The sequence below is a fragment of the Staphylococcus sp. GW821-FHT11H10 genome, assembly GCF_058807855.1.
This window is the reverse complement of record NZ_JBXARC010000015.1, coordinates 11631-35119: the sequence shown is the minus strand read 5'-3', so window position 1 is coordinate 35119 and position 23489 is coordinate 11631. Positions and strand designations below refer to the sequence as shown.

The following is a 23489-nucleotide window of genomic DNA, read 5'->3' as shown; positions in this document are numbered from 1 at the left end:
TTTCCTCCAAAATTTTATAAATTATTCATATAGCGGATATTTAGCAGTTAAACGACTTACTCTTTCTCTTGCCTCTTTTAATTTAGTATCATTATTAGGATTTTTTAGTGCTAAGCTAATAATACGACCTACTTCTTTAAACGCTTCCTCATCAAAGCCTCTCGTAGTCACTGCAGGTGTACCTAAACGTATACCACTTGTTACGAAAGCTTTTTCTTGATCAAATGGGATTGTATTTTTATTACATGTTATTCCAATAGAATCTAAAGTCGCTTCAGCTTCTTTACCAGTAACATTAACTGAATTTTTAACATCTACAGAAAGTAAATGATTATCAGTCCCTCCTGAAACAATTCTAAAGCCTTCTTCTTGCAATGTTTGTGAAAGTACTTTAGCGTTTTTAATTACTTGTTCTTGATAAACTTTAAAATCTTGCTCAAGCGCTTCACCAAACGCAACTGCTTTAGCTGCAATGACATGCTCTAAAGGGCCACCTTGAATTCCAGGGAATATTGTTTTATCTATATCTTTCTTATACTCTTCTTTACAAAGAATTAAGCCTCCACGTGGGCCACGTAATGTTTTATGAGTAGTTGTAGTGACAAAGTCTGCATGTTCAACAGGATTTGGATGTAAACCTGCTGCTACTAAACCAGCGATATGGGCCATATCAACCATTAATTTAGCACCAACTTCATCAGCGATTTCTTTAAACTTTTTAAAATCCAGTTGTCTAGAATATGCTGATGTACCTGCAACTATTAATTTCGGTTTATGTTCATGTGCTAATTGACGCACCACTTCATAGTCAATTTTTTCAGTTTCCTTATCTACACCATAGTCAACAAAGTTATAGAATTTACCACTAAAATTAACTGGTGACCCGTGTGTTAAGTGACCACCATGACTTAAATTCATTCCTAAAACAGTATCACCCATCTCTAGAGCGACAAGATAAACTGCCATGTTTGCTTGAGAACCTGAATGTGGTTGCACATTTACATGTTCAGCACCAAATAATGCTTTAGCTCGTTCGATAGCAATTGTTTCAGTAACGTCTACATAATCACAACCACCATAATAACGACGACCAGGATAGCCTTCAGCATATTTATTAGTCATTACAGAACCTTGTGCTTCCATTACCGCTTCAGATACAAAATTTTCAGATGCTATTAATTCAATGTTGTTATTTTGTCTATTGTATTCATTTTGAATCGCTTCATAGACAGCTTTATCTTGATTTTGGATATAAGACATAAAAATCCCCTCCTACGCTTTCAAGCTTATTCGTATTTAGCTCGTTCACCACCGATTTTCTTAGGTCTTGAGGTTGCTATCGTTACAATTGCTTCACCAACCTGTTTGACACTTGTCCTAACCGGTACACAAACGTGTTTAATATGCATTCCAATTAATGTTTGACCTATATCAATACCTTTAGGTACAGAAATATGTTCAACTACGATTGGGTCATTCATATGCTTATAAGCATATGTAGCAAGACTACCTCCTGCGTGAACATCGGGAACAACAGTGACTTCTTCCATAGTTAGAGGGTTGAAATCTTCACGTTCAATTGTGACTGCTCTATTAATGTGTTCACAACCTTGGAATGCAAAAGAAACACCAGTATCTTGTTTCACTTCTTCTAATGCATTAAAGATCGCTTCAGCAACTTCCATTGACCCTACAGAACCAATCTTCTGTCCTATAACTTCAGAAGTCGAACATCCTATCACACAAATTTCATTTTCATTGAAAAATGATTGCGATTTAAGTTCATCAAGCAAAGTTTTAAGTTCTTGCATTAAAATCTCCACCTTAAATACATAATTAAAAAGAAGCATAGCAAACTAGCTATACTTCTTCATTATAACTTATTTAAAGCTTAACATATACTAATTGTATAATATTTGGCTTATGAATTTGTACGTAACTTACCTATCAAATACAGAAGTTGTTCAAACGTTTGACGGTAAGTATCTATGCTACCACCAAAAGGATCAACAATGTCACCTATTTCTCCAACATATTCACTGAGTTGATAAATGCGACCATTGTCACCATAATGAGAAACCAGTTGTTGTTTATGCATATCTGTCATCGTTAAAATTAAGTCACTATTCAAATCTTTCTCACTAAATTGCTTAGCTACAGTAGGTTCAGGCAAATTATGCTCCATAATGACTTCTAATGACTCTGGTGATACGGATTGACCATCAATCGCGAACAGTCCTCTAGAATTAATTGTGTCATCTACAAGCATTTTCTTCGCGATACTTTCGGCTATTGGACTTCGGCAAGTGTTTCCAGTACATACAAATGTTATTCTCATAAGTTATCACCTCGAACAATGTGATTACCTGTAGCTTTAATAATCCGATTCATTATTGCTTCAGATTCATCTGTTTTATCAAAAGCATAAATATATGCTTGATCTATTGATGGATTTTCATCAATACTATGAAGTATTTGATACAAGTTATGATTAGCTTGTCTTATATCTTTTTCATCTTTACAAAGTTTAATGAATAGTGCATCACTTGGAGCATACTGCTTCAAAGTTTCCGGTAAAATAAAAGCTGTTTTACTCCATTCTTTAATTGTTTTAATAGGTTTACTAAGATGCATTAGCATCGTTACTGGTGTATCAGGGGCATAGTGCTTATACTTCATTCCAGGTGCTATTGGTTGGCTATTGACGTCATAATGATATTCCTCAACGCTTCCTGGAAAAACATCATTAAGCATTGCTTGTGTTATTGATCCTGGTCTTGCTATTCTGAAAGGAAACTGTGTACAATCTAGCACAGTGCTTTCTAATCCTTCTTCACTTTGATCACCATTGACTATACCGTCAATTTTGCCATTTAAATCATTAAAAACGTGTTGAAAGGTTGTAGGAGAAGGTCGCCCACTTACATTAGCACTAGGGGCAGCGATAGGTATATCAATGTATTGAAGTATAGCTCTTCCTATTGGATGACTTGGCATTCTTACCGCAATTGATTGTAAGCCACCTGTTACTTTCTCACAAAGATAACCCTGTCTTAAAGGTAAAATAAATGAAATAGGTCCAGGCCAAAACTCATCCATCAAACATTTGGCTTCTTCAGGCAAATGAGAAACAATTTGATCAAGCTGAGATTTATCATGTATATGTACAATTAATGGATTGTCAGAAGGACGTCCTTTAGCTTGATATATGTTTGAAACTGCATATTGGTTTCGAGCATCTGCACCCAATCCGTAAACAGTCTCTGTTGGAATTGCAATTAACCCACCATCATTATATACCTGTTTTATATTTTCCAATTCTGGATAATCTAATGGCGATTTTTGATAATCACGCATATCCCATATCTCAGTTTTCATCAAGCTCACTCCTTCATTATTGTTTTATTCATATATATGAAAAGTTACTCATCTAAATTTTATCAGATAAGTAACTTTGAGTTTTACCATTTAAATGACACTATTCTTTCATTACCGTTTATATCTTTAATAACTTTAACATCAAGTTTTGGATACTTTTCTAAAATAATATTTTTTAACCTTTCACCTTGGTTATAACCAATTTCGAAGGTGACATAAGCATCTTTATTTAAAACTTTAGGCAAATCATTAAGGATTAATTCATAAATAGCGAAACCCTTATTCTCTGCAAACAATGCTTTATGAGGTTCATACTTAACAACTATGTTCTCCATCATTTCCATCTCATCGACATCGATATATGGTGGATTAGAAACAATACCATCCAATTTTATATTATTTTGTATGAAAGGTTTCAATGCATTGCCTTTTAAAAAAGTTACAGCTACCTCATGATAATGTGCATTATCTGATGCAACTTCTAAGGTCTCTTGAACAATGTCTGTTGCATAAACAGTGAAATCTTTATTCAACTTTTTTAAAGTAATAGCTAAAACACCACTGCCAGTTCCAATATCAGCGATTGTAGCACTTGATTTACAATTTTCAAGAAAATGCAACATCACTTCCTCCGTTTCAGGACGTGGAATTAAACAATGTTCATTAACTTGAAATTGATAGCCATAGAAAGATTGAAAACCAACAATATATTGTATAGGTTCACCTAAAAGCATCCGTTCAGTCGCGAGTGAAAACTTGATTTCTTCTGCTTTTGACATGTCATCATACATGTGAATTAAATAATCAGTTCTTGACCACCCAAATAAATCAAGCATCAACCATTCTGCTCTCGATTGTTCATAACCCTTATCTACAGCTTGTTTAATCGCATAATCTAATTGTTCTTTAAAGTTCACCATTGTTTAGTTCTTTCAACTTCTCAGTTTGTTCAGATAAAGTTAATGCATCAATAATTTCATCTAATTTACCTTCCATAATTTGATCTAACTTTTGTAAAGTTAATCCTATTCTATGGTCAGTTACACGGCTTTGAGGATAGTTATATGTTCTAACTCTTTCAGATCTATCTCCTGTACCCACTGCTGATTTACGTTGTGCTGCATATTTTTGTTGTTCTTCCTGTAATTTCATATCATATAAACGTGCTTTTAAAACTTTCAACGCTTTTTCACGGTTTTGAATTTGAGATTTTTCAGAAGAAGTTGCAATAACACCAGTAGGTAAGTGAGTGATACGAACAGCTGAGTCAGTTGTATTAACGTGCTGACCACCAGCACCACTTGAGCGATATGTGTCTATTTTCAAATCTTCATTACGGATTTCAATCTCAACATCTTCAACTTCAGGAAGAACAGCAACTGTCGCTGTTGAAGTATGAATTCGTCCACCTGATTCTGTTTCAGGTACACGTTGAACTCGGTGTGCACCATTTTCAAATTTTAATTTACTATAAGCACCGCTACCTGAAACTGAGAAACTAATTTCTTTATAACCACCATGGTCACTTTCAGCCGCTTCAACAATTTCAGTTTTAAAGTTTTGAGATTCTGCATACTTACTATACATTCTTAGTAAATCGCCAGCGAAGATTGCCGCTTCATCTCCACCTGCTGCTGCTCTGATTTCAACGATAACGTCTTTCTCATCATTAGGGTCTTTTGGAATTAATAAAAATTTAAGTTGTTCTTCCAACTCAGGAATCGCACTTTTCAAACTAGCACTTTCCTCTTTCAACATTTCAATTTCTTCTTTATCTTCTGTTTCATTTAACATTTCATCAATTTCAGCAATTTCTTCTTTTTTACTTTTATAATCTCTATATACATCAACTGTTTTTTGTAAATCAGCTTGTTCTTTTGAATATTTACGTAACTTATCTGAATCATTAACAATCTCAGGGTCACTTAACATTTCATTGAGTTGTTCATATCTTTCTTCAACGATATCTAATTGATCAAACACTACATTTCCTCCTCGTCACTTGTACTTGGTGCTACGATATGATGTGCACGACATCTCGGTTCATAACTTTCATTCGCCCCAACTAAAATGATAGGATCATCTACTTTAGCTGGCTGTCCATCGATTAAGCGTTGTGTTCTACTTGATGATGAACCACATACTGCACATACAGCCTGTAATTTAGTAACTTGTTCACTTACCGCCATGATTTGTGGCATGGGTTCGAATGGTTCCCCTCTGAAATCCATATCTAAGCCTGCAACCACTACTCGATGGCCATTTTCAGCAAGCTTCTCCACTATATTTACAATTTCTTTATCGAAAAATTGAATCTCATCAATACCAATGACATCAACATGAGACAAATCCTGTAATAATATATCTCTTGAAGTAGAAATATTAATTGCTTCTAATTCATTACCGTCATGAGAAACAACTTTTTCTTTATGATAACGATCATCAATCGCTGGTTTAAACACTACTACTTTTTGTTTAGCGTATATCCCTCTTCTTAGTCTACGAATTAGTTCTTCTGACTTACCGCTAAACATACTTCCAGTAATGCATTCAATCCAACCGGAATGGTAAGTTTCATACATTATAAGTTCCACCTTTTACAAAAACATAATCGCTTAATTATATCATATTTCTATGTATTATAAATATCTCTTTAAATACTACTTAAATTTAAAAAAACTGTCTACGCATTTCTATATAAAATAGATTAGGCAGACAGTTTAAACTTATAATTAGTTGTTGTTTGATTTGAGACCAAACTTTTTGTTGAAACGTTCCACACGACCATCCGCAGCAGCGAATTTTTGACGTCCTGTGTAGAATGGGTGTGAATCAGAAGATACATCTAAACGAATAACTGGGTATTCATTACCATCTTCCCATTCCATTGTTTCTGAAGATGTTTTAGTTGAACCACTTAAAAATTTAAAGTTAGTAGTTGTATCTAAAAAGATAACTTTGTGATAATCAGGATGGATTCCTTGTCTCATTAATTTTCAGCTCCTTTGCCCTGAACCATCTGGAACAGAGTTATTTGTGAGTTTTTTACCCAATACTTGGTAATTATAATAGTTATTAGATTAAAACGCAACCCTCAAACTGACATTCGTTAAATAATCGGTTTTCCTGTTTTTGTACTTTCTTCAGCAGCCTTTTGCAACTGTTGGAAAAATTCTTTATTACTTTTAGAGCGTTTTAATTTTCTAATAAATCTTTCTGTGAAATCTGTAGAGTCTGTGAACATGTTTCTTAACTGCCATAGTGAATCAAGTTCAGATTTACTAATTAGTAATTCTTCTTTACGCGTAGAACTTCTTCCAATATCAATCGCAGGGAAAATTCGACGTTCAGATAATTTACGATCAAGATGAAGTTCCATATTTCCCGTTCCTTTGAATTCTTCATAAATCATATCGTCCATGCGTGATCCAGTTTCAACTAATGCAGTGGCTAATATCGTTAAACTTCCTCCTGCTTCAATGTTACGTGCAGCACCAAAGAATGCTTTAGGTTTGTGTAATGAAGCAGGATCAAGACCACCTGATAATGTTCTTCCACTTGGCGGTATAACTAAGTTATACGCTCTTGCCAATCGAGTAATTGAGTCCATCAGAATAATAACATCTTGACCAATCTCAACTAATCGTTTAGCACGTTCTAATAATAATTCAGCTACTTTAACATGGTGTTCTGGTGGCTCATCAAAAGTCGAGTGCACTACTTCAGCAGATTCAACAGATCTTTCAATATCAGTTACTTCTTCCGGACGTTCCCCAACTAATAAAATAAATAATTTTGCATCAGGTTTATTTTTACTAATCGCATTTGCAATTTCTTTTAATAAAGACGTTTTACCCGCTTTAGGAGGTGCAACAATAAGTCCACGTTGACCTAGACCAATAGGCGTAACTAAATCCATTATACGTGTTGAATAATTTTGGGGATCTGTTTCTAAAACGATTCTTTCCTCAGGATAGAGAGGCGTTAAAGCTTGAAAGTGAGGGCGTTTTTTTACAACTTCAGCATTCTCATCATTAACAAAGTCAACTTGCAATAAACCATAATATTTTTCATTATCTTTAGGTTTACGAACTTTTCCGGTTACTTTATCACCACGTTTAATTTCGAAACGTCGTATTTGACTTGCAGATATATAAATATCTTTTTCACCTTTTGAATAGTTGACTGTTCTTAGGAACCCATAACCATCAGGCTGGATATCATCTAAGACACCCTCCATGTAATAGTTACCATCTTTTTCCATTTGGGCTTCCATGATAGCTAAAACTAATTCACTCTTATTCAATTTACTATAATTAGTAAGTTTTAATGTTTTTGCTTTTTGTGTTAATTCTTTCGTTGTGTAATTTTTATACAATTCATGAAACGACTCATACTGTGGAGATGTACGTACTTTTTCAGGCATAAATTGCACCCATTTCTTATATATTTATAAAGACTTCAATTTGATTAGAAAAGAGATATTTTAAATAGTTTCATTTCAAGAACTCACTAAATCTATTTGAGATATCTCATAAAATAATATTAAAAGTCTTGAATACTAGAATTAATATAGCAAATTTTCAATTTAAATACAAAACGATTTTATTAAATTTCCAAAAATAAAACAGCTCATGGAACTAAAAATATTCCATGAACTGTTATAAATAATATATAAATTAATTTTTTAAATTAACTGAAATAACCAGCAATTGATTTCACTTCTAAGAATTCTTCTATACCATAATCGCCCCACTCACGACCAATTCCAGATTGTTTATATCCACCAAATGGTAAATCTGGTTGGTTGCCAGCTTCATTGATTTCAATTCTACCTGCTTCAATTGAACGAGCTACTTTTTGAAGTGTTTCTTTATCTTTACCTATTACATATCCTGCTAATCCATATTTAGTATCATTAGCAATTTTGATTGCTTCATCTAAATTATTATATGTGATTACAGAAGCAACTGGTCCAAAGATTTCTTCTTGAGCAATTGTCATGTCATTGTCTACATTGATAAAAATAGTTGGTCTCGCGAAATAACCAGTATTTAATCCTTCAGGTTTACCAGGACCACCGTAAAATAACTCTGCACCTTCTTCAATACCTTTATCAATATATGATTGGACTGTATCAAATTGTTTCTTACTAATAATCGGTCCAACTTGAGTACCTTCTTCTCGTGGATCTCCAACTTTAACTTTACTAAATTCTTCTTTAAGTGCAGTTAAGAAGTCTTCTTTTTTGCTTTCAGGAATTAAAATACGAGTACCTGCAGTACATACTTGACCTGTGTTATTAACTACTTTGCCAGTAGTTGCTTTCGCTGCTTCTTTAACATCAACATCATCTAATACGATATAAGGTGATTTACCACCTAATTCAAGTGATACTTTTTTGAAATCTTTAGAAGCTTTTTCCATTATTTTTGAACCCGTGCGTCCTGAACCAGTAAATGACATCATTCTAACTTTTGGATGTTCACTTAGTGGATTACCTACACCTTCGCCGTCACCATTAACAAGATTAAATACACCTTTTGGTACGCCTACTTTATCAAATATTTCAGCTAAAATAACTGCAGCAAATGGTGTTTCTTCTGAAGGTTTTAGAACTACAGGACTACCTGCTGCAAATGCGGCTGCCAATTTCAATGAAGTTTGATTAGTTGGGAAATTCCAAGGTGTTACTAATCCTGAAACACCAATTGCCTCTTTAGTAACTAATGCATCTCCACGTCTTTCTTCAAATTCGAAAGAATCTAGTGCTCTACTTGCCTCTTCAAAATGATTTAGTCCCATTTGGTAGTGGACATTCTCAGATAATGTTAAAGGTGCACCTAATTCATCCGTTATGGCTTCTATAATATCTTGTTTTCTATTTTTATATTCTTCTACAATTTTATCTAATAGTTCTTTTCTTTCTTTCACTGAGCTATGACGAAATTCTAAATAAACGTTATTTGCAGCTTCTACTGCTTTTTCCACATCATTAGAATTGCCTTTAGCTACTTTACCAATAACTTCTTCAGTTGCTGGATTGATTACTTCAATCGTTTCATTACTATCGCTATCAATCCATTCGCCATTTATATATTGTTGAGTATAATTTCTCATCAATTCTTCACTCCTTAAGAATCGTTATATAATTTGTGTACCTTTTTTCATTGAAAATTAAACATACCATCTTAGTATGAAATAGCAAAAGAGTTTTGCACCTGGCAATGATGAACAATTATAAAAGTCATTATTCATTCAATATAAGGCACAAAACTCTTTATTATATTATTTAGATTTAACTTCTTCAAGTGTTACATGTTCTTGAGCCCATTTTTCAATGGGTTTTAAAGCTTCTGCTAAAGCTTTACCTTTATCAGTCAATTCATAAATGATTGAAACTGGACTAGTTGAGACTACTTTCTTTTCAACTAATCCCCATTCACCTAAATCAGTTAATTTAATACTTAATGCACGTGGTGTAATGGTCTTTAAATCCCTTTTCATATCGGAAAAGTGCGCAGTATAATCAGTGCATCGTGATAGATAATTAATGATTAAACCGTTCCAACTTCTACCAACAATTTTAAAGGTTTCTTCAAGATATGGACAGATTTCCATTGTCTTCACCTCTATTCAAAACTTCTTTAGATTGTAGGTACTAAAAATCGCTTATAAATATAAACATTGTATAGGCTTTAATGATATCTATAAGCCAAAATCTTATTAGTATCTAATATAATTATTATACCAGAAAAAGCTAATATGTCGAGAGTTGAAACTGCCAATATTAACTTATCAATACCTTTAGACTTCTTCAGTCCAAATATTTGCACCTAATTCTTTTAAATGCTTAACAATGTCAGTATAGCCTCTATAAATATGTCTAACGTTATAAATTGTAGTAACGCCTTCAGCTAAAAGACCTGCAATAATTAAACATGCACCTGCACGCAAATCACTTGCATATACTTCAGCACCATTAAGTGATGATGGTTTAATTGTAGCAGTTCCAGTTTCCATATCGGCTTCAATATTAGCACCCATATTTTTTAACTCATCGACATGTCTAAATCGCGCAGGATATATTGTTTCTGTTACAAATGAAGGGCCATCTGCCATAAACAATAAAGGCGTGATTGGTTGTTGTAAATCTGTTGCAAACCCAGGGTATACTAATGTTTTAATATCTACATTTTTATAAGATGATTTGCGTTTGATGATTGCTTTTTCAGCATCACCATCTACTTGAATGTCTACACCAAGTTCTTTTAATTTAACAGTAAGTGCTTCAACATGTTTTGGAACAATATTATTAATAGTAATTTCTTCTCCAACTGCTGCCGCTATACACATGTATGTCCCTGCTTCAATACGATCAGGGATAATTTGATATTCAGAACCATGTAAGCTATCAACACCATTAATTTTTAACGTACTTGTCCCTGCCCCTTTAATATCTGCGCCAAGACTGTTCAAGAAATTAGCAACATCTACAACTTCAGGTTCTTTAGCTGCATTTTCAATGACTGTTTGACCAGTTGCATGAACAGCTGCCAACATAATGTTGATTGTTGCGCCTACACTAACCATATCTAAGAAGATATTAGCACCATGTAGTTCTTTAGCTTCAATTTTCATAGATGTATCATTTGATTCATCTATTTCTGCTCCTAATGCTTTAAAACCTTTAATATGTTGATCAATTGGACGTGGCCCTAATGGACAACCACCAGGTAAACCTATTACACATTTTTTAAAACGCCCTAACATTGCTCCCATCATGTAATAAGATGCTCTAAGAGATTCAACTTTGTTGTTAGGCAGTGGTGCATTTTCAATTTCTGAAGTATCTACTTCTAAAGTTTTTCCATTTAAATGGGTTTTAATATTTAAATCTTCCAATAAACTAACTAGCGTCTCTACATCGGAAATTTGTGGTAAGCCATCTAATTTAACTTGGCCTTGAGCTAATAATGTTGCTGGGATAATTGCTACCGCACTATTTTTGGCACCACTTATCGTAACGTCTCCCTTTAGTGTTTGACCACCGCGAATTTTTATTACCTCTTGAGTCATAAGTTTATCTCCTTTGTTTCTCATTTATTTAAAATAATACATTAGTAGCATTATAAAATACATATTCTTTATTTGTAAAACATAAATTATTACGAATTAATGATAATTGCAATTATTAAAATTATCGATTCAAACTTTATAAAACTAATTCGAGAATTATATATACAAATATTATAAATCATTTTTGAAAAATATTTAAATATGAATACTCAAATTATAAAGAAAAAGAGTGAAACGACTTAACGTTTCACTCCTAGTTCAAAACATCTTCAATTACATTATTTATTTAGCACGATTAGATGTACCAAATTCTCTAATTTTACCTTTAACTGTTTCTTTAATCGCTTCACGAGCAGGTCCTAAATATTTACGTGGATCATATACATCTTGATCATTATTTAATACTTCTCTTACTGCTTTAGCTGAAGCAATTTGGTTTTCAGTATTAACATTAATTTTAGCAGTACCATAAGGGATTGCTTTTTGAATGTCTTTAGTTGGGATACCAGTACCACCATGTAAAACTAATGGTAAACCAGTTGATGCACCAATTTCTTCCATTTCTTTAAATCCTAATTTAGGTTCACCTTTATATGGCCCGTGAACTGAACCTAATGCTGGAGCTAAAGTATCAATGCCAGTTCTTTCAACTAATTCTTGGCATTCTTTAGGGTCAGCATAAATAATGCCACCTACAACATCATCTTCTTGTCCGCCAACTGTTCCTAATTCAGCTTCTACTGATACACCATGTTGATGAGCATACTCTACAACTTTTGAAGTGATTTCGATATTTTCTTCAAAAGGACTATGAGAAGCATCAATCATTACTGAAGTGAATCCAGCATCAATCGCTTCTTTACATTTTTCAAAGCTTGAACCATGGTCTAAGTGAATAGCTACAGGTACAGTAATGTTTAAGTCATGAATTAAACCTTCAACCATTTTAACTACTGTATAGAAACCACTCATATAACGTGCAGCACCTTCTGAAACACCTAAGATAACTGGCGCGTTCTCTTCTTGTGAAGCTTCTAAAATAGCTTGAGTAAATTCTAAGTTATTTAAGTTGTATTGACCAACCGCATAACCATTTTCTTTCGCATCGATTAACATTTCTTTCATTGAAACTAATGGCATGAAAGTTCCTCCTTGTGTGCAACTGCACAATTTTTAAAATCATTATATCAGATATTTTTTTGAATTGCATGTGAATGCATGCTTGATTTAAAATAAACTTTTACTATTAAATACTAAATTATTAATATTTCAATATATGAACGGTTTCATTGCACATAAGTTTGAGTTTATTTACAATACATATGAAACGGAGGAACAACATGTCTAAAATATTACAAACTCAATTAACGGGTATATTTAATCGGTTAGAAGATCAAGCTTTAGATATTCAAATGGCTGCTCAATGTCTAATACAAGCAATCGGTGGCGAAGGTTATGTATACATTAAAGGCTATGGCGATTTGAAATTTTTCGAGCCTTTTGTTATAGAAAGTGAAGAGCACCTTAAATCTAGTAAATTATTATCCACGCTCACAACATTTGATGATATAGATTCAACAGATCGCGTGTTACTCTTTTCACCATATTACACTGAAGAAGTAGCTAAAGATGTACAAACATTAGTAGATAATGATATTGATGTTGTCTTAATTTGTAATCGACCCAAAGATTCAGAAATACCAGAACACTTTATACATTTCATCAATCTAGCTACCCCTAGACCAATCGTTTACACTGAAGATTATGATAAAGTGGTTCAACCTCATACGATATCTTTTAATTACATATACTATGAAATTTACACTCAAATGATTGAAATGACACGAGATTTAGAGTTGTAATGTCATATATCAATATTCATTATAAAATCAACCCTTACGTCACCATTTCAGTACGTAAGGGTTGATTTATTATATTATTTATTTTGATGTTTATAGGCCGCTTCTACAAACGATTTAAAAATAGGCTGAGGTCTATTAGGTCTTGATAAGAATTCAGGATGGAACTGACATGCGATATAGAAGTCATTCTCTGGAATTTCTACCATTTCTACTAATCGTCCATCTGGACTAGTACCAGAAAACACCATACCATTAGCTTCTAATTGTTCTCTAAATTCATTATTAAATTCATATCTATGACGGTGTCTTTCCTCAATATTAACTGCGTCATAAATTTGATGTGCTAATGTGTTTTCTTTGATTTTACATGGATATAATCCTAAACGTAACGTGCCACCTAAATCTTCAATATCCTTTTGCTCAGGCAATAAATCAATAATTGGATAAGGTGTGCTAGGATTAAGTTCTGCTGAGTGTGCTTCCTCTAAACCTAGTACATTGCGTGCAAACTCAACAGTCGCTAATTGCATACCTAAGCAAATACCAAAGTATGGAACATTATTTTCACGAGCGTATTTAATTGCAGCAATTTTACCCTCGCTTGCTCTAAATCCAAAACCACCTGGCACGAGAATGCCATCTACATCTTTTAAATAGTCTTCAACATTATTATCATTAACTTCGCCAGAATCAATCCACTTAACTACAACGTCTTTCTTCAATGGGTAGCCAGCATGTTTCAATGACTCTACAACAGATAAGTATGCATCTTGTAAGCTAACATATTTACCTACTAATCCAATCGTGATTGTACCATCAAGTGAATTAACAGTATCTAGTAAATATTGCCATTCATCTAATTGAGTTTCATATTTAGCATCTAAATCTAATCGCTTGATAACAATATCATCCATATCCTGTGCACTTAATTGTAATGGAATTTCATATAAAGATGATGCGTCTCTACATTCTATAACGCTCTCTTTATTAATATCACAGAATAATGCAATTTTATCTTTTAAATCTTGTGTCATTTCATATTCTGTACGCACTACAATTAAATCTGGCTGAATACCTAAACCACGTAGTTCCTTAACACTGTGTTGTGTTGGTTTTGTTTTCATTTCACCAGCAGCTTTAATGTATGGAAGCAATGTACAATGTACATACATTACGTTTTCACGACCTAAATCACTTCTAATCTGTCTAATTGCTTCGATAAATGGAAGTGATTCAATGTCACCAGTTGTACCACCGATTTCAGTAATAACTACATCTGCGTTTGTACTCTCACCAGCAAGTAATAAACGTTCTTTAATTTCATTAGTAATATGTGGAATAACTTGAACTGTTCCACCTAAATAATCACCACGACGTTCTTTCTTGAGTACATGTGAATAAACTTTCCCAGCTGTAACATTTGAATATTTATTTAAATTAATATCAATAAAACGCTCATAGTGTCCTAAATCTAAGTCAGTTTCAGCACCATCATCTGTAACAAATACTTCTCCATGTTGATACGGACTCATAGTTCCTGGGTCAACATTTAAATATGGATCAAATTTTTGAATTGTTACTTTTAAGCCTCTATCTTTTAACAATCTACCTAGAGAAGCGGCTGTGATACCTTTTCCTAATGATGATACTACTCCGCCCGTTACAAAAATAAATTTTGTCATTTCCTGACCTCCTAATTTATAAAGGGATGCTTCCTTACCTATTTATTAATTTTAAATAATCACTTTTGAAAAATAAAAAAATCGCTCCCTCTCACATATCTGTAAGGGGAGCGTATATGATTTATACACGTGTCCTATTTAAAGGAGCCCGAATAAAATTCTATCATTTTTTAAGTAAAAGTCAATTAAAACTAAAATTTAGTTTTAAAATCTTCTTAGTCTTCGAATTCGTCCTCGTCTTCTTCGTCGAGTTCATCATCTTCGTCATCTTCAATTACTAAATCTGATTCACTAATCTCGTCTTCTACTTGTTCATCTTCAGGGTCGTCTAAAGTTTCTTGATCATCCGTTTGGGCTGGAATGTCATCGTCATCATCCATTTCGTCATCACCCAATAATTTAAGATTTTTATCTTCTTCATCTTCATCATCAAGAATATCGAATTTTTGAATTGTAGGTGCGATTTTTTCTTCAATATCGTCTACAGAATACCAATCACGTAATCCCCATTGATTTTCACCAACGTTTAAAAAACGTCCATCTGTATTTAAGTCTGTATAGAACTGAACTACACGATTTTCAATCTCTTCAAATTCATAACCACCTAAATCTTTGAATTCATCGATGATATCGTATAAATTCATCGTTGCACCTTTATCATTTAATAACGTATAAGCCATATCGATAAATGACTTTTCATCAACCATTTCTTTAGTATAATCTTGGATTTTCATTATAGCTAATCTTCCTTTCGAAGAATTTTTTAATTATATCGTTGGATTTCATTAATTAATAGTAACAAAAATAAATTATAAATGACAATACACGATTTCGCAATTACGATTATCTTAGTAATTTACATATTTCTCGAAAATAATTAAATCATCTGACTGGTCAATTTCTACAAAACCACTATTTACACATAATGATTTTAATTCATTGTTTTCACCAAATAACGTAATCATAATCGTTTTAGCTTGCTTGAAATGCTTTCGTACATATGTAGGAATTTGTCTTAATGCACTTTCAGCGATACCTTCTTTTCGTTGTTCTTTATACACTTCAATAGCAACAATATTAATTCGATTATCCGTTTTTTCAAGTGCTATAAAACCTACTTTTTGGTTATCTTTAAGTAAATCAACAACACTATAAGATGAAATACTTGATGCTTCATTTTCCGTTAATCGTAGTGAAGACACATGTTTTGAATCTAAGTCCAAATAATATAAGCGTTCTTTACCAATAGGACCTTCTTCTTTAGTAGCAGTGTGCATAAAACCAGCACGTTCATACACATTCCAAGCACCTTTATTTTCAGCATCGACAACCAGATACAAGTGATTGAAATCAGGGAATAAATCTTGTACATATTGAGGTAAATACATCATCATCGTAGTTCCATACCCATTTCCTTGAAAATTCTCATTTATTGATAATGATCTTACATATACGACATTTTCAGGTGTATCATACCCTTCATGTTGATAATATTGATGTAATACAAAGAAACCAACAACATCACCATACTCATTAATAGCAATGTTAGCCACTCTATTCTCATCTGTAAGTGCATCGTCTAATACTGATTTCGGCAAGGATGAGTATATTTGTTGTCTCTCACTTAATTCAAAGTTAACTACATCCTGTCTATACTTTTCTTCAAATTCTTGAATCGTTATATTTTCAAATTGCTTTTTTATAGTCATAACCACTAACCCCTATGCCTCTTTTAATTAATCAATTTTATTATAATTGTTTTTTTACACTTATCAAAATAAAATCTACTTTAATTAGCTACAATTGTTTTAAATTTTTACAATTTAAAAATAATCTATTGAAATTTAGCTAATTTGCTTTACTATAAATATGACATATAAAATCACGAGGTGAACTAGAATGAAAGTCGGTATAGATGCCGGTGGTACGCTAATAAAAATCGTCCAAGAATCTCAACAAGGACGTTCGTATGAAACAAAACTTACTACAAACATTTCAGAGGTAATTGCATGGTTAAACGCAAACACTTTTGAATCAATCAGTCTTACTGGCGGAAATGCAGGTGTTATTGCTGAAAATTTAAATGTGGATGCAACTATATTTGTTGAATTCGATGCATCATCTAAAGGTTTGGGTATGCTTCTTAAAGAGCAAGGTCATCATATTGACGAATATATATTCGCTAATGTCGGTACAGGCACTTCGTTACATTATTTCGATGGCAAACAACAACGTCGTGTAGGCGGTGTGGGTACTGGTGGAGGTATGATTCAAGGACTGGGATACTTATTATCACAAATTACAGATTATGAAGCACTTACAAATCTAGCTCAATCTGGAGATAGAGATACGATTGATCTTAAAGTTAAGCATATTTACAAAGATACCGAACCACCTATTCCAGGTGAATTAACAGCTGCTAACTTTGGAAACGTCTTACATAATTTAGACGTAGATTTTTCACCAGCTAATAAATTAGCATCAGTGGTTGGAGTCGTTGGTGAAGTAATAACTACTATGGCCATAACCGTTGCTCGTGAAAATAAAACTGAGAATGTTGTATATATCGGGTCTTCTTTCAACAATAATCCACTTTTACGTGAAGTAATTGAAGATTATACGGTATTACGTGGTTTCAAACCATATTACATTGAGAATGGTGCTTTTTCAGGAGCACTTGGCGCAATTTATTTAAATTAAATACTTTTAATATTTATAAAAAACCCTTAATCACCAAAAGATGTGATTAAGGGTTTAACAATTCATCTAAATCTCAACTGCATCGACAGATTTAACATCGACTATTTAATAATGTATATATAAAGACAAAATTTCACTAAATGTTACGTGCTTCAAATTAAAAAGTTAATTCATTTGATAATTTTTGTGCAGAAATGACTGTTCCTACCACACCAGGTTTCAAATCAATTGCGACAACTTGGTCATTATCACGTAACTTATCTAACCATTCGCTAAATACACTACCTTCAATTTCAATTAATTCACATTCCTCAAAATCTTCATCACGAACTTTGAGTGCTCTATTTTTCAAGCTCCAAACCGGCATGATTTGAGGTTTTTCTTCACTATCATCACTAATCAATATAAAATGATTTTCATCATGTTTTGATAAACCAAATACTTGGTCTTCTTTGGCAACATCTTTTACAAACTCTTTAATACGAATTTTATCCAACTCTGACATTAATTCATCAGTCATTTTTACGACTTTTACAATTTGACCAGTTTCTTGTGATGTTTGATTAATGATAACTTGATCATCCTCATCAAATAAGTCATCCAATTCATATGTAACGAATGTATCAATATCAATTTTTAGCACACGGTCATAATCGATTGACGCATGTTTTAAATAGTCTTCCGCTTGTCCTTCTTGAGTCCAAACGCCAACATAATCTTGGTTATTACTATTTAGTCTGACTAGCTTTTTATTTTTGTTAGCAACATAAAACACTTCATTAATCAGTACATCTTTAAAGTACGCCTCATTCTTATAAGACAATGCATAACCCTCCATTTCTAATTTGCAACTATTAAAATACTAAATGACAATACTTATGTCGTCAAATTTCTATACTAAAAAATAAGGGACCAAGACTGTATTCTTGATGAATGCCATGTCTTGCTCCCAAATTGACGCATTGAGCTATAACTATATTGAATTAATATCTTTTGATTCATTTAAATGATAAGAATTGAAATTATACTTTTTAAAATTATTGCTATATACCTATCCATGGATATTGATTAGGGTAAATTAATTTTTATCTAATTCAGCTAAAAAGGATTTTTCAATTTTCTCTATGGCTTCTTTTGAATCTCCAGTCCATATACAACCAAAACGAGAGTTAACTGCATTCTTTCCAAACCAATCACCATCATAATAAGATAATGGATATAATACGCCCTTTTTGACAAATTTTAAAATTGTATTAAAGAAATGTTCATTATCACCATTAGAGAAGTAGCTATAAAATTTCTGATATGATGAATTTAATTCTTCTTGTAATAATAACATGCTTGTAGAGCCATTTTGTCTAAAGTTTAAATCGATGGCAAAAACATCATCGTTTTTATCTAATAGTAAATCAAAACCAGCTACACCAAAGAAACCCAGCTTTACACCATTTTCCATAATTTCTCTTCCTGCATCAATGACTTGTTGAGGGACATCATGTACATTTTCATTTCCAGCATAAAATCCATATTTATCAGTGATTTGATATGCAGTGCCTAAATAAGTCACACCTATTTCTTCAGAATAAGCATACTGAACACAATAATTCTTTACCGCTTCAATTTTTTGTTCAATTATTAAATTATCCGTTGCATCACTTGCTTCTAAAATACGTTGGGTTGCTTTAGCTAAGTCCTCTTCATCATAGCAAATCATTACACCGTATCCACCAGCTGTTGGTAAGTCATCACCTGGTTTAATTACAAAAGGGAAATCCCATTCTTTTATGCGCGCTTTAAAATCATTTATCGATACAATTTCTCGCTCTGGCAAATATTTATGATTCGTCCATTCTGGTATTCGTGCTTTATTGTTTAAAGCTACAAAGGTCTCTTTATCTACAGCGTAGCATTTATCTGAAACAACATCTTCACTATGAATATATTGAAAATATATATCTTTACCTTCTTCTTTAACAATTCGATTTAATAGTGCTTCATATGTTTCATGGTTTTTAAATTGATACGTATTTGTGGGAACTTTTTTTCCAACAAGATTAAATAATTGATCTAATTTTTCAGTAATACTTGCTTCATGTACAATCATTGGCATTGAATCTGCAATAAGCATTTCACGACCAGTTAAGAAATTAGATTGATGTTCCTCAGGCTTTAACCATGGATTTGAAACATAAGATGGTCTCGAGTTATACACAATATTTTCATTATATAAGTCACTTAAAGTTAATTTTAGACCTTTTTCATTTATCGTCATTTTGACTGCCCCTTTATATGAGAGTGCTGTTGAACAATTTCATCAAACATTCCCTTATTTTCAATTAGTTCTAACCCCATTAATGCTATGATTTTCGCACCATGAATTAACGCTTGATCACCATGTACACTTGCCGCAGCCTCTCTAAATCTATGTGTATGACCAACTAAGTTTCTAGATCCTATCTTCACATGAGGATGAATCGTAGGTACTATATGACTGACATTACCCGTATCTGTTGATCCAAAACCAAAATCATCATGACTTACATCTTCACCAACTTCGAGCGCGTACTTCTCAAACAATTCATCTAATTTAGGTGTCTTAATAAATTCGTTCACACCATTTTGTATAGGGCCAAATTCATAATCGCAACCTGTTTGAATTGCAGCACCACTAGCAATTTGATTAACTTTTTCTGTTAAAATATCTAGTTCTTTTCGAGTGGTTGCACGTGTATAGAATCGAGCATGTGTAAAATCGGGTATAATATTTGCAGCTTTTCCTCCGTCTAAGATAACACCATGTACGCGTTGACTTTTTTTAATGTGCTGTCTTAATTGTGCTACACCGTTAAAATATGAAATCATTGCATCTAATGCGTTTAAAGCTTCGTCAGCATTTTCAGAAGCATGTGCACTTTTGCCATAAAATTTTATATCTAATACATCCACCGCTAGTGTATCAATGGTTGGATAAGTTGCATTACCTGGATGAATCATTAATGCTATATCGATATCATCGATAATACCAGCCTTAACATATGAAGCTTTTGCACTACCATTTTCGCCACCTTCTTCTGCAGGACAACCGAGCACGACAACTTTACCACCGATGCGGTCTATAACTTGTTTCAATGCTGAACCCGCAAGTACACTAGCAGTTCCAATAATATTATGACCACACGCATGACCTAGGCCTGGCAATGCATCATATTCAGCTAAATAGCCAATAACTGGGCCTTCTTGTCCAGAATCATATGTAGCTATAAATCCAGTAGCGTGTCCAGCAATATCCGTTTCTATATCGAAATCATTCTCTTTCAATTTATCTATAAGCGTTCTAGACGCGAAAATTTCTTCATTGCCTAATTCAGGGCGTTCATGTATTCTATGACTAATTTCAACATAATCATATTTATTATTCTCTATATAATCTAAAATTCCTTGTTTATTACTCATAAATCATAACTCCCTTATTATTGTAAAAATCTTTAAAAATATTTTGGATATTGTAACCATATCGTTTCTCAATTAATTATTACTTATTTTATCGGATTTAAAGATTGTTGTCATTAATTAACCTTATATTTACGAAATTTTCTCACAGTTCACTTTGTTTAACTATAATTTTGAAAATTGTAAATACCCTTAACTATTGATACAATCAAATCGTTAACTTAATAATTAAGCTTATTTAATATAGGAGGATTTATCATGACTAAAATGAACGTTGAAAGTTTTAATCTTGATCACACTAAAGTTGTTGCACCTTTCGTCCGTTTAGCTGGTACAATGGAAGGCTTAAATGGTGATGTTATTAAAAAGTATGACATTCGCTTTAAACAACCTAACAAAGAGCACATGGAAATGCCTGGGTTACACTCACTAGAGCATTTAATGGCTGAAAACATTAGAAATCATACTGATAAAGTTGTTGATTTAAGTCCAATGGGTTGTCAAACTGGTTTTTATGTTTCATTTATTAATCATGACGACTATGAAGATGTGTTAAATATAATTGAAAAAACACTAAATGATGTTTTAGAAGCTACTGAGATACCCGCTTGCAATGAAGTACAATGCGGTTGGGCAGCAAGTCATTCACTTGAAGGTGCAAAAGAAATTGCGCAAGCATTTTTAGATAAACGCAATCAATGGTCAGATATTTTTGGTGAAGGTAAATAAATTTCATATTTAAAATAAAAACCACCAATACTTAAGTATATTTAAGTATTGGTGGTTTTACTTTTCTCTTTTATAATTTTTTTACTAGTGCAATTAAAACAAATTGCATTGGTAGTCTTGAGTATAATGCCCATTTAGGTACTTGTTTATCACCTAAAGGTAATTCTTTTCGTGCCATATATATATTTGCCGGTAATACAGCTAGTAAGAAAAGATTTATACCTGTTTTTAACCAATTAGCAGGACGTTTTAATAACAACATAATGCCAAAGAAAATTTCAAATATACCTGTTACCAAAACAGCTGTTTTACGTAATGGTAAGTATTCTGGAACAATATTTCTAAATGAGCGTTCATTTGTAAAATGTAGAACGCCAGCTGTTCCAAAAGCTAAACCTAATAAATAACGCAATACTTTCATTAATGTTCAACTCCCATTTCATTCAAATAACTCTTACCAAATTCAGGTAATTCCACATTGAAATTATCTGCAATGGTCGCACCGATTGAACTAAACGTACTGTCTCCTGATAATTCATGGTATTTATCAATTTTAGGGCTAAACATAAGTACTGGGATATACTCTCTAGTATGATCAGTACCATCGGCAATAGGGTCATTTCCGTGATCAGCCGTGATAATAACTAAATCATCTTCTTGAAGATTGTCGATTAATTCAGGTAATCGCTCGTCGAAATCTTTAATAGCTTGTGCATAACCTTCTTTGTCTCTACGATGGCCGTATAATGCATCGAAATCAACTAAATTTAAAAAACTAATGCCATTAAAATCTTTTTTTACGACATTTATTAATTGATCCATACCATCCATATTATTTTTTGTTCTTATTGCTTCAGTTACACCTTCACCATCATAAATATCATTAATTTTTCCAATAGCAATAACATCATAGTTATTATCTTTTAATGTATTCATAACAGTTTTGCCAAATGGTTTTAGCGCGTAATCATGTCGATTAGAAGTACGTGTAAAGTTTCCAGGTTCACCTACATACGGACGTGCAATTACGCGACCAATTAAGTATTTAGGATCTTTAGTTAATTCTCGAACCTTTTCACAAATATCATATAATTCTTCAAGAGGGATAATATCTTCATGTGCAGCAATTTGAAGTACTGGGTCAGCGCTAGTATAGACGATTAAGTCCCCAGTTTTCATTTGATGCTCACCTAATTCATCAATAATGGCTGTCCCTGAAGCGGGCTTATTTGCTACAACTTTACGACCTGTCATTTCTTCAATCTCTTGTATTAACTCATCAGGAAATCCGTTTGGATATACTTTAAATGGTTGCATGATATTTAAACCCATGATTTCCCAATGTCCTGTCATGGTATCTTTACCCACGGAAGCTTCACTAAGTTTAGTATAGAAAGCACCTGGTTGTTCAACTTTATTGACCACAGGTAATTCTTCAATATTACCCAATCCTAATTTTTCCAAATTAGGTAGCGTTTGGTTAAATCCTTCTAATGTATGCTTTAATGTATGAGATCCTTCATCATTGAAAGCTGCAGCATCAGGTGCTTCACCGATACCTACTGAATCCATAACAATTAAATGTACTCTTTTGAATGGTGTAGTCATA

Annotated in this window: 24 protein-coding genes; 3 read left to right on the top strand and 21 right to left on the bottom strand. The window is 32.9% G+C overall.

What is annotated here, in order from left to right; translation table 11 throughout:
- Nucleotides 1-21 precede the first annotated feature (21 nt).
- From glyA to fdaB, 13 genes are all read right to left on the bottom strand, one after another.
- Nucleotides 22-1260, bottom strand: coding sequence for a serine hydroxymethyltransferase (gene glyA, locus AC1RRU_RS08890; RefSeq protein ID WP_493196569.1), 1239 nt, complete (start codon nt 1258-1260; stop codon nt 22-24).
- Between the two features lie 26 nt (nt 1261-1286).
- Nucleotides 1287-1811: a TIGR01440 family protein gene (locus AC1RRU_RS08885; RefSeq protein ID WP_037538819.1), complete on the bottom strand. Its 525-nt coding sequence runs from the start codon at nt 1809-1811 to the stop codon at nt 1287-1289.
- 110 nt (nt 1812-1921) lie between these two features.
- Entirely contained in the window at nt 1922-2338 is a 417-nt protein-coding gene (locus tag AC1RRU_RS08880) for a low molecular weight protein arginine phosphatase (protein WP_011275231.1), read from the bottom strand.
- Nucleotides 2335-3378: an L-threonylcarbamoyladenylate synthase gene (locus AC1RRU_RS08875; RefSeq protein ID WP_011275230.1), complete on the bottom strand. Its 1044-nt coding sequence runs from the start codon at nt 3376-3378 to the stop codon at nt 2335-2337. Before AC1RRU_RS08875 ends, AC1RRU_RS08880 begins: the two co-directional genes overlap by 4 nt.
- Nucleotides 3379-3461: 83 nt before the next feature.
- Nucleotides 3462-4298 carry a peptide chain release factor N(5)-glutamine methyltransferase gene (gene prmC / locus AC1RRU_RS08870; RefSeq protein WP_493196568.1) on the bottom strand — a complete coding sequence of 279 codons (837 nt, stop codon included), beginning with the start codon at nt 4296-4298 and terminating at the stop codon, nt 3462-3464.
- Nucleotides 4285-5361, bottom strand: a complete 1077-nt coding sequence (prfA, locus tag AC1RRU_RS08865) for a peptide chain release factor 1 (RefSeq protein WP_011275228.1) — start codon at nt 5359-5361, stop codon at nt 4285-4287. The genes prmC and prfA overlap by 14 nt, the downstream gene beginning before the upstream one ends.
- Nucleotides 5361-5960, bottom strand: coding sequence for a thymidine kinase (locus tag AC1RRU_RS08860; RefSeq protein ID WP_011275227.1), 600 nt, complete (start codon nt 5958-5960; stop codon nt 5361-5363). Before AC1RRU_RS08860 ends, prfA begins: the two co-directional genes overlap by 1 nt.
- 150 nt (nt 5961-6110) lie before the next feature.
- Entirely contained in the window at nt 6111-6368 is a 258-nt protein-coding gene (locus AC1RRU_RS08855) for a type B 50S ribosomal protein L31 (protein ID WP_011275226.1), read from the bottom strand.
- Between the two features lie 119 nt (nt 6369-6487).
- Nucleotides 6488-7804 (bottom strand): transcription termination factor Rho, encoded by a 1317-nt coding sequence (rho, locus tag AC1RRU_RS08850; protein ID WP_011275225.1) that lies wholly within the window; start codon nt 7802-7804, stop codon nt 6488-6490.
- A 266-nt stretch (nt 7805-8070) separates the two neighbouring features.
- Nucleotides 8071-9498, bottom strand: coding sequence for an aldehyde dehydrogenase family protein (locus tag AC1RRU_RS08845; protein WP_029376675.1), 1428 nt, complete (start codon nt 9496-9498; stop codon nt 8071-8073).
- Nucleotides 9499-9666: 168 nt separating this feature from the next.
- Nucleotides 9667-9999 carry a winged helix-turn-helix transcriptional regulator gene (locus tag AC1RRU_RS08840; protein WP_037559085.1) on the bottom strand — a complete coding sequence of 111 codons (333 nt, stop codon included), beginning with the start codon at nt 9997-9999 and terminating at the stop codon, nt 9667-9669.
- A gap of 186 nt (nt 10000-10185) precedes the next feature.
- Entirely contained in the window at nt 10186-11457 is a 1272-nt protein-coding gene (murA, locus tag AC1RRU_RS08835) for a UDP-N-acetylglucosamine 1-carboxyvinyltransferase (protein ID WP_037559088.1), read from the bottom strand.
- Between the two features lie 282 nt (nt 11458-11739).
- The gene (gene fdaB / locus AC1RRU_RS08830) at nt 11740-12597 is read right to left on the bottom strand and encodes a class IIb fructose-bisphosphate aldolase FdaB (protein WP_011275221.1); all 858 of its coding nucleotides are present in this window, start codon (nt 12595-12597) and stop codon (nt 11740-11742) included.
- A 200-nt stretch (nt 12598-12797) separates the two neighbouring features.
- On the opposite strand from fdaB, the gene AC1RRU_RS08825 reads away from it, so the two are divergent.
- On the top strand, nt 12798-13319 hold the full coding sequence (locus AC1RRU_RS08825) for a DUF2529 family protein (RefSeq protein ID WP_011275220.1): 522 nt from the start codon (nt 12798-12800) through the stop codon (nt 13317-13319).
- A 74-nt stretch (nt 13320-13393) separates the two neighbouring features.
- Here the strand turns inward: AC1RRU_RS08825 and pyrG are convergent, their stop codons facing one another.
- From pyrG to AC1RRU_RS08810, 3 genes are all read right to left on the bottom strand, one after another.
- Nucleotides 13394-15001: a CTP synthase gene (gene pyrG, locus AC1RRU_RS08820; RefSeq protein WP_493196567.1), complete on the bottom strand. Its 1608-nt coding sequence runs from the start codon at nt 14999-15001 to the stop codon at nt 13394-13396.
- A gap of 215 nt (nt 15002-15216) precedes the next feature.
- Nucleotides 15217-15735 (bottom strand): DNA-directed RNA polymerase subunit delta, encoded by a 519-nt coding sequence (gene rpoE, locus AC1RRU_RS08815; RefSeq protein WP_011275218.1) that lies wholly within the window; start codon nt 15733-15735, stop codon nt 15217-15219.
- A 114-nt stretch (nt 15736-15849) separates the two neighbouring features.
- Nucleotides 15850-16710, bottom strand: a complete 861-nt coding sequence (locus AC1RRU_RS08810) for a GNAT family N-acetyltransferase (protein WP_037559098.1) — start codon at nt 16708-16710, stop codon at nt 15850-15852.
- A 190-nt stretch (nt 16711-16900) separates the two neighbouring features.
- Here AC1RRU_RS08810 and coaW point away from each other — a divergent pair, with 190 nt between their 5' ends.
- On the top strand, nt 16901-17701 hold the full coding sequence (gene coaW, locus AC1RRU_RS08805; protein WP_011275216.1) for a type II pantothenate kinase: 801 nt from the start codon (nt 16901-16903) through the stop codon (nt 17699-17701).
- Nucleotides 17702-17858: 157 nt separating this feature from the next.
- Here the strand turns inward: coaW and AC1RRU_RS08800 are convergent, their stop codons facing one another.
- From AC1RRU_RS08800 to AC1RRU_RS08790, 3 genes are all read right to left on the bottom strand, one after another.
- Nucleotides 17859-18524 carry a DUF2750 domain-containing protein gene (locus AC1RRU_RS08800; protein WP_011275215.1) on the bottom strand — a complete coding sequence of 222 codons (666 nt, stop codon included), beginning with the start codon at nt 18522-18524 and terminating at the stop codon, nt 17859-17861.
- 255 nt (nt 18525-18779) lie between these two features.
- Nucleotides 18780-19973, bottom strand: a complete 1194-nt coding sequence (gene ldmS / locus AC1RRU_RS08795; protein ID WP_037559102.1) for an L-aspartate--L-methionine ligase LdmS — start codon at nt 19971-19973, stop codon at nt 18780-18782.
- Nucleotides 19970-21154, bottom strand: a complete 1185-nt coding sequence (locus AC1RRU_RS08790) for a M20 family metallopeptidase (protein ID WP_053020169.1) — start codon at nt 21152-21154, stop codon at nt 19970-19972. Before AC1RRU_RS08790 ends, ldmS begins: the two co-directional genes overlap by 4 nt.
- A gap of 255 nt (nt 21155-21409) precedes the next feature.
- Between AC1RRU_RS08790 and AC1RRU_RS08785 the strand changes: the two genes are divergently transcribed.
- Nucleotides 21410-21880, top strand: coding sequence for an S-ribosylhomocysteine lyase (locus tag AC1RRU_RS08785; RefSeq protein ID WP_053020170.1), 471 nt, complete (start codon nt 21410-21412; stop codon nt 21878-21880).
- A gap of 70 nt (nt 21881-21950) precedes the next feature.
- Here the strand turns inward: AC1RRU_RS08785 and AC1RRU_RS08780 are convergent, their stop codons facing one another.
- Both AC1RRU_RS08780 and deoB read right to left on the bottom strand, forming a co-directional pair.
- Nucleotides 21951-22301 (bottom strand): DoxX family protein, encoded by a 351-nt coding sequence (locus AC1RRU_RS08780; protein WP_493196566.1) that lies wholly within the window; start codon nt 22299-22301, stop codon nt 21951-21953.
- Entirely contained in the window at nt 22301-23488 is a 1188-nt protein-coding gene (gene deoB, locus AC1RRU_RS08775) for a phosphopentomutase (RefSeq protein WP_011275210.1), read from the bottom strand. The genes AC1RRU_RS08780 and deoB overlap by 1 nt, the downstream gene beginning before the upstream one ends.
- Nucleotide 23489: the final 1 nt, after the last annotated feature.

Bases quoted from the DNA above. Each gene is read 5' to 3' on its own strand.
- coaW (WP_011275216.1), top strand. From the start codon at position 16,901: ATGAAAGTCGGTATAGATGCCGGTGGTACGCTAATAAAAATCGTCCAA.
- rpoE (WP_011275218.1), bottom strand. From the start codon at position 15,735: ATGAAAATCCAAGATTATACTAAAGAAATGGTTGATGAAAAGTCATTT.
- AC1RRU_RS08810 (WP_037559098.1), bottom strand. From the start codon at position 16,710: ATGACTATAAAAAAGCAATTTGAAAATATAACGATTCAAGAATTTGAA.
- AC1RRU_RS08885 (WP_037538819.1), bottom strand. From the start codon at position 1,811: ATGCAAGAACTTAAAACTTTGCTTGATGAACTTAAATCGCAATCATTT.
- AC1RRU_RS08860 (WP_011275227.1), bottom strand. From the start codon at position 5,960: ATGTATGAAACTTACCATTCCGGTTGGATTGAATGCATTACTGGAAGT.
- rho (WP_011275225.1), bottom strand. From the start codon at position 7,804: ATGCCTGAAAAAGTACGTACATCTCCACAGTATGAGTCGTTTCATGAA.
- AC1RRU_RS08845 (WP_029376675.1), bottom strand. From the start codon at position 9,498: ATGAGAAATTATACTCAACAATATATAAATGGCGAATGGATTGATAGC.
- AC1RRU_RS08880 (WP_011275231.1), bottom strand. From the start codon at position 2,338: ATGAGAATAACATTTGTATGTACTGGAAACACTTGCCGAAGTCCAATA.
- AC1RRU_RS08780 (WP_493196566.1), bottom strand. From the start codon at position 22,301: ATGAAAGTATTGCGTTATTTATTAGGTTTAGCTTTTGGAACAGCTGGC.
- AC1RRU_RS08875 (WP_011275230.1), bottom strand. From the start codon at position 3,378: ATGAAAACTGAGATATGGGATATGCGTGATTATCAAAAATCGCCATTA.
- fdaB (WP_011275221.1), bottom strand. From the start codon at position 12,597: ATGCCATTAGTTTCAATGAAAGAAATGTTAATCGATGCGAAAGAAAAT.
- AC1RRU_RS08840 (WP_037559085.1), bottom strand. From the start codon at position 9,999: ATGGAAATCTGTCCATATCTTGAAGAAACCTTTAAAATTGTTGGTAGA.
- prmC (WP_493196568.1), bottom strand. From the start codon at position 4,298: ATGGTGAACTTTAAAGAACAATTAGATTATGCGATTAAACAAGCTGTA.
- AC1RRU_RS08790 (WP_053020169.1), bottom strand. From the start codon at position 21,154: ATGAGTAATAAACAAGGAATTTTAGATTATATAGAGAATAATAAATAT.
- AC1RRU_RS08825 (WP_011275220.1), top strand. From the start codon at position 12,798: ATGTCTAAAATATTACAAACTCAATTAACGGGTATATTTAATCGGTTA.
- deoB (WP_011275210.1), bottom strand. From the start codon at position 23,488: ATGACTACACCATTCAAAAGAGTACATTTAATTGTTATGGATTCAGTA.
- pyrG (WP_493196567.1), bottom strand. From the start codon at position 15,001: ATGACAAAATTTATTTTTGTAACGGGCGGAGTAGTATCATCATTAGGA.
- murA (WP_037559088.1), bottom strand. From the start codon at position 11,457: ATGACTCAAGAGGTAATAAAAATTCGCGGTGGTCAAACACTAAAGGGA.
- AC1RRU_RS08855 (WP_011275226.1), bottom strand. From the start codon at position 6,368: ATGAGACAAGGAATCCATCCTGATTATCACAAAGTTATCTTTTTAGAT.
- AC1RRU_RS08785 (WP_053020170.1), top strand. From the start codon at position 21,410: ATGACTAAAATGAACGTTGAAAGTTTTAATCTTGATCACACTAAAGTT.
- ldmS (WP_037559102.1), bottom strand. From the start codon at position 19,973: ATGACGATAAATGAAAAAGGTCTAAAATTAACTTTAAGTGACTTATAT.
- glyA (WP_493196569.1), bottom strand. From the start codon at position 1,260: ATGTCTTATATCCAAAATCAAGATAAAGCTGTCTATGAAGCGATTCAA.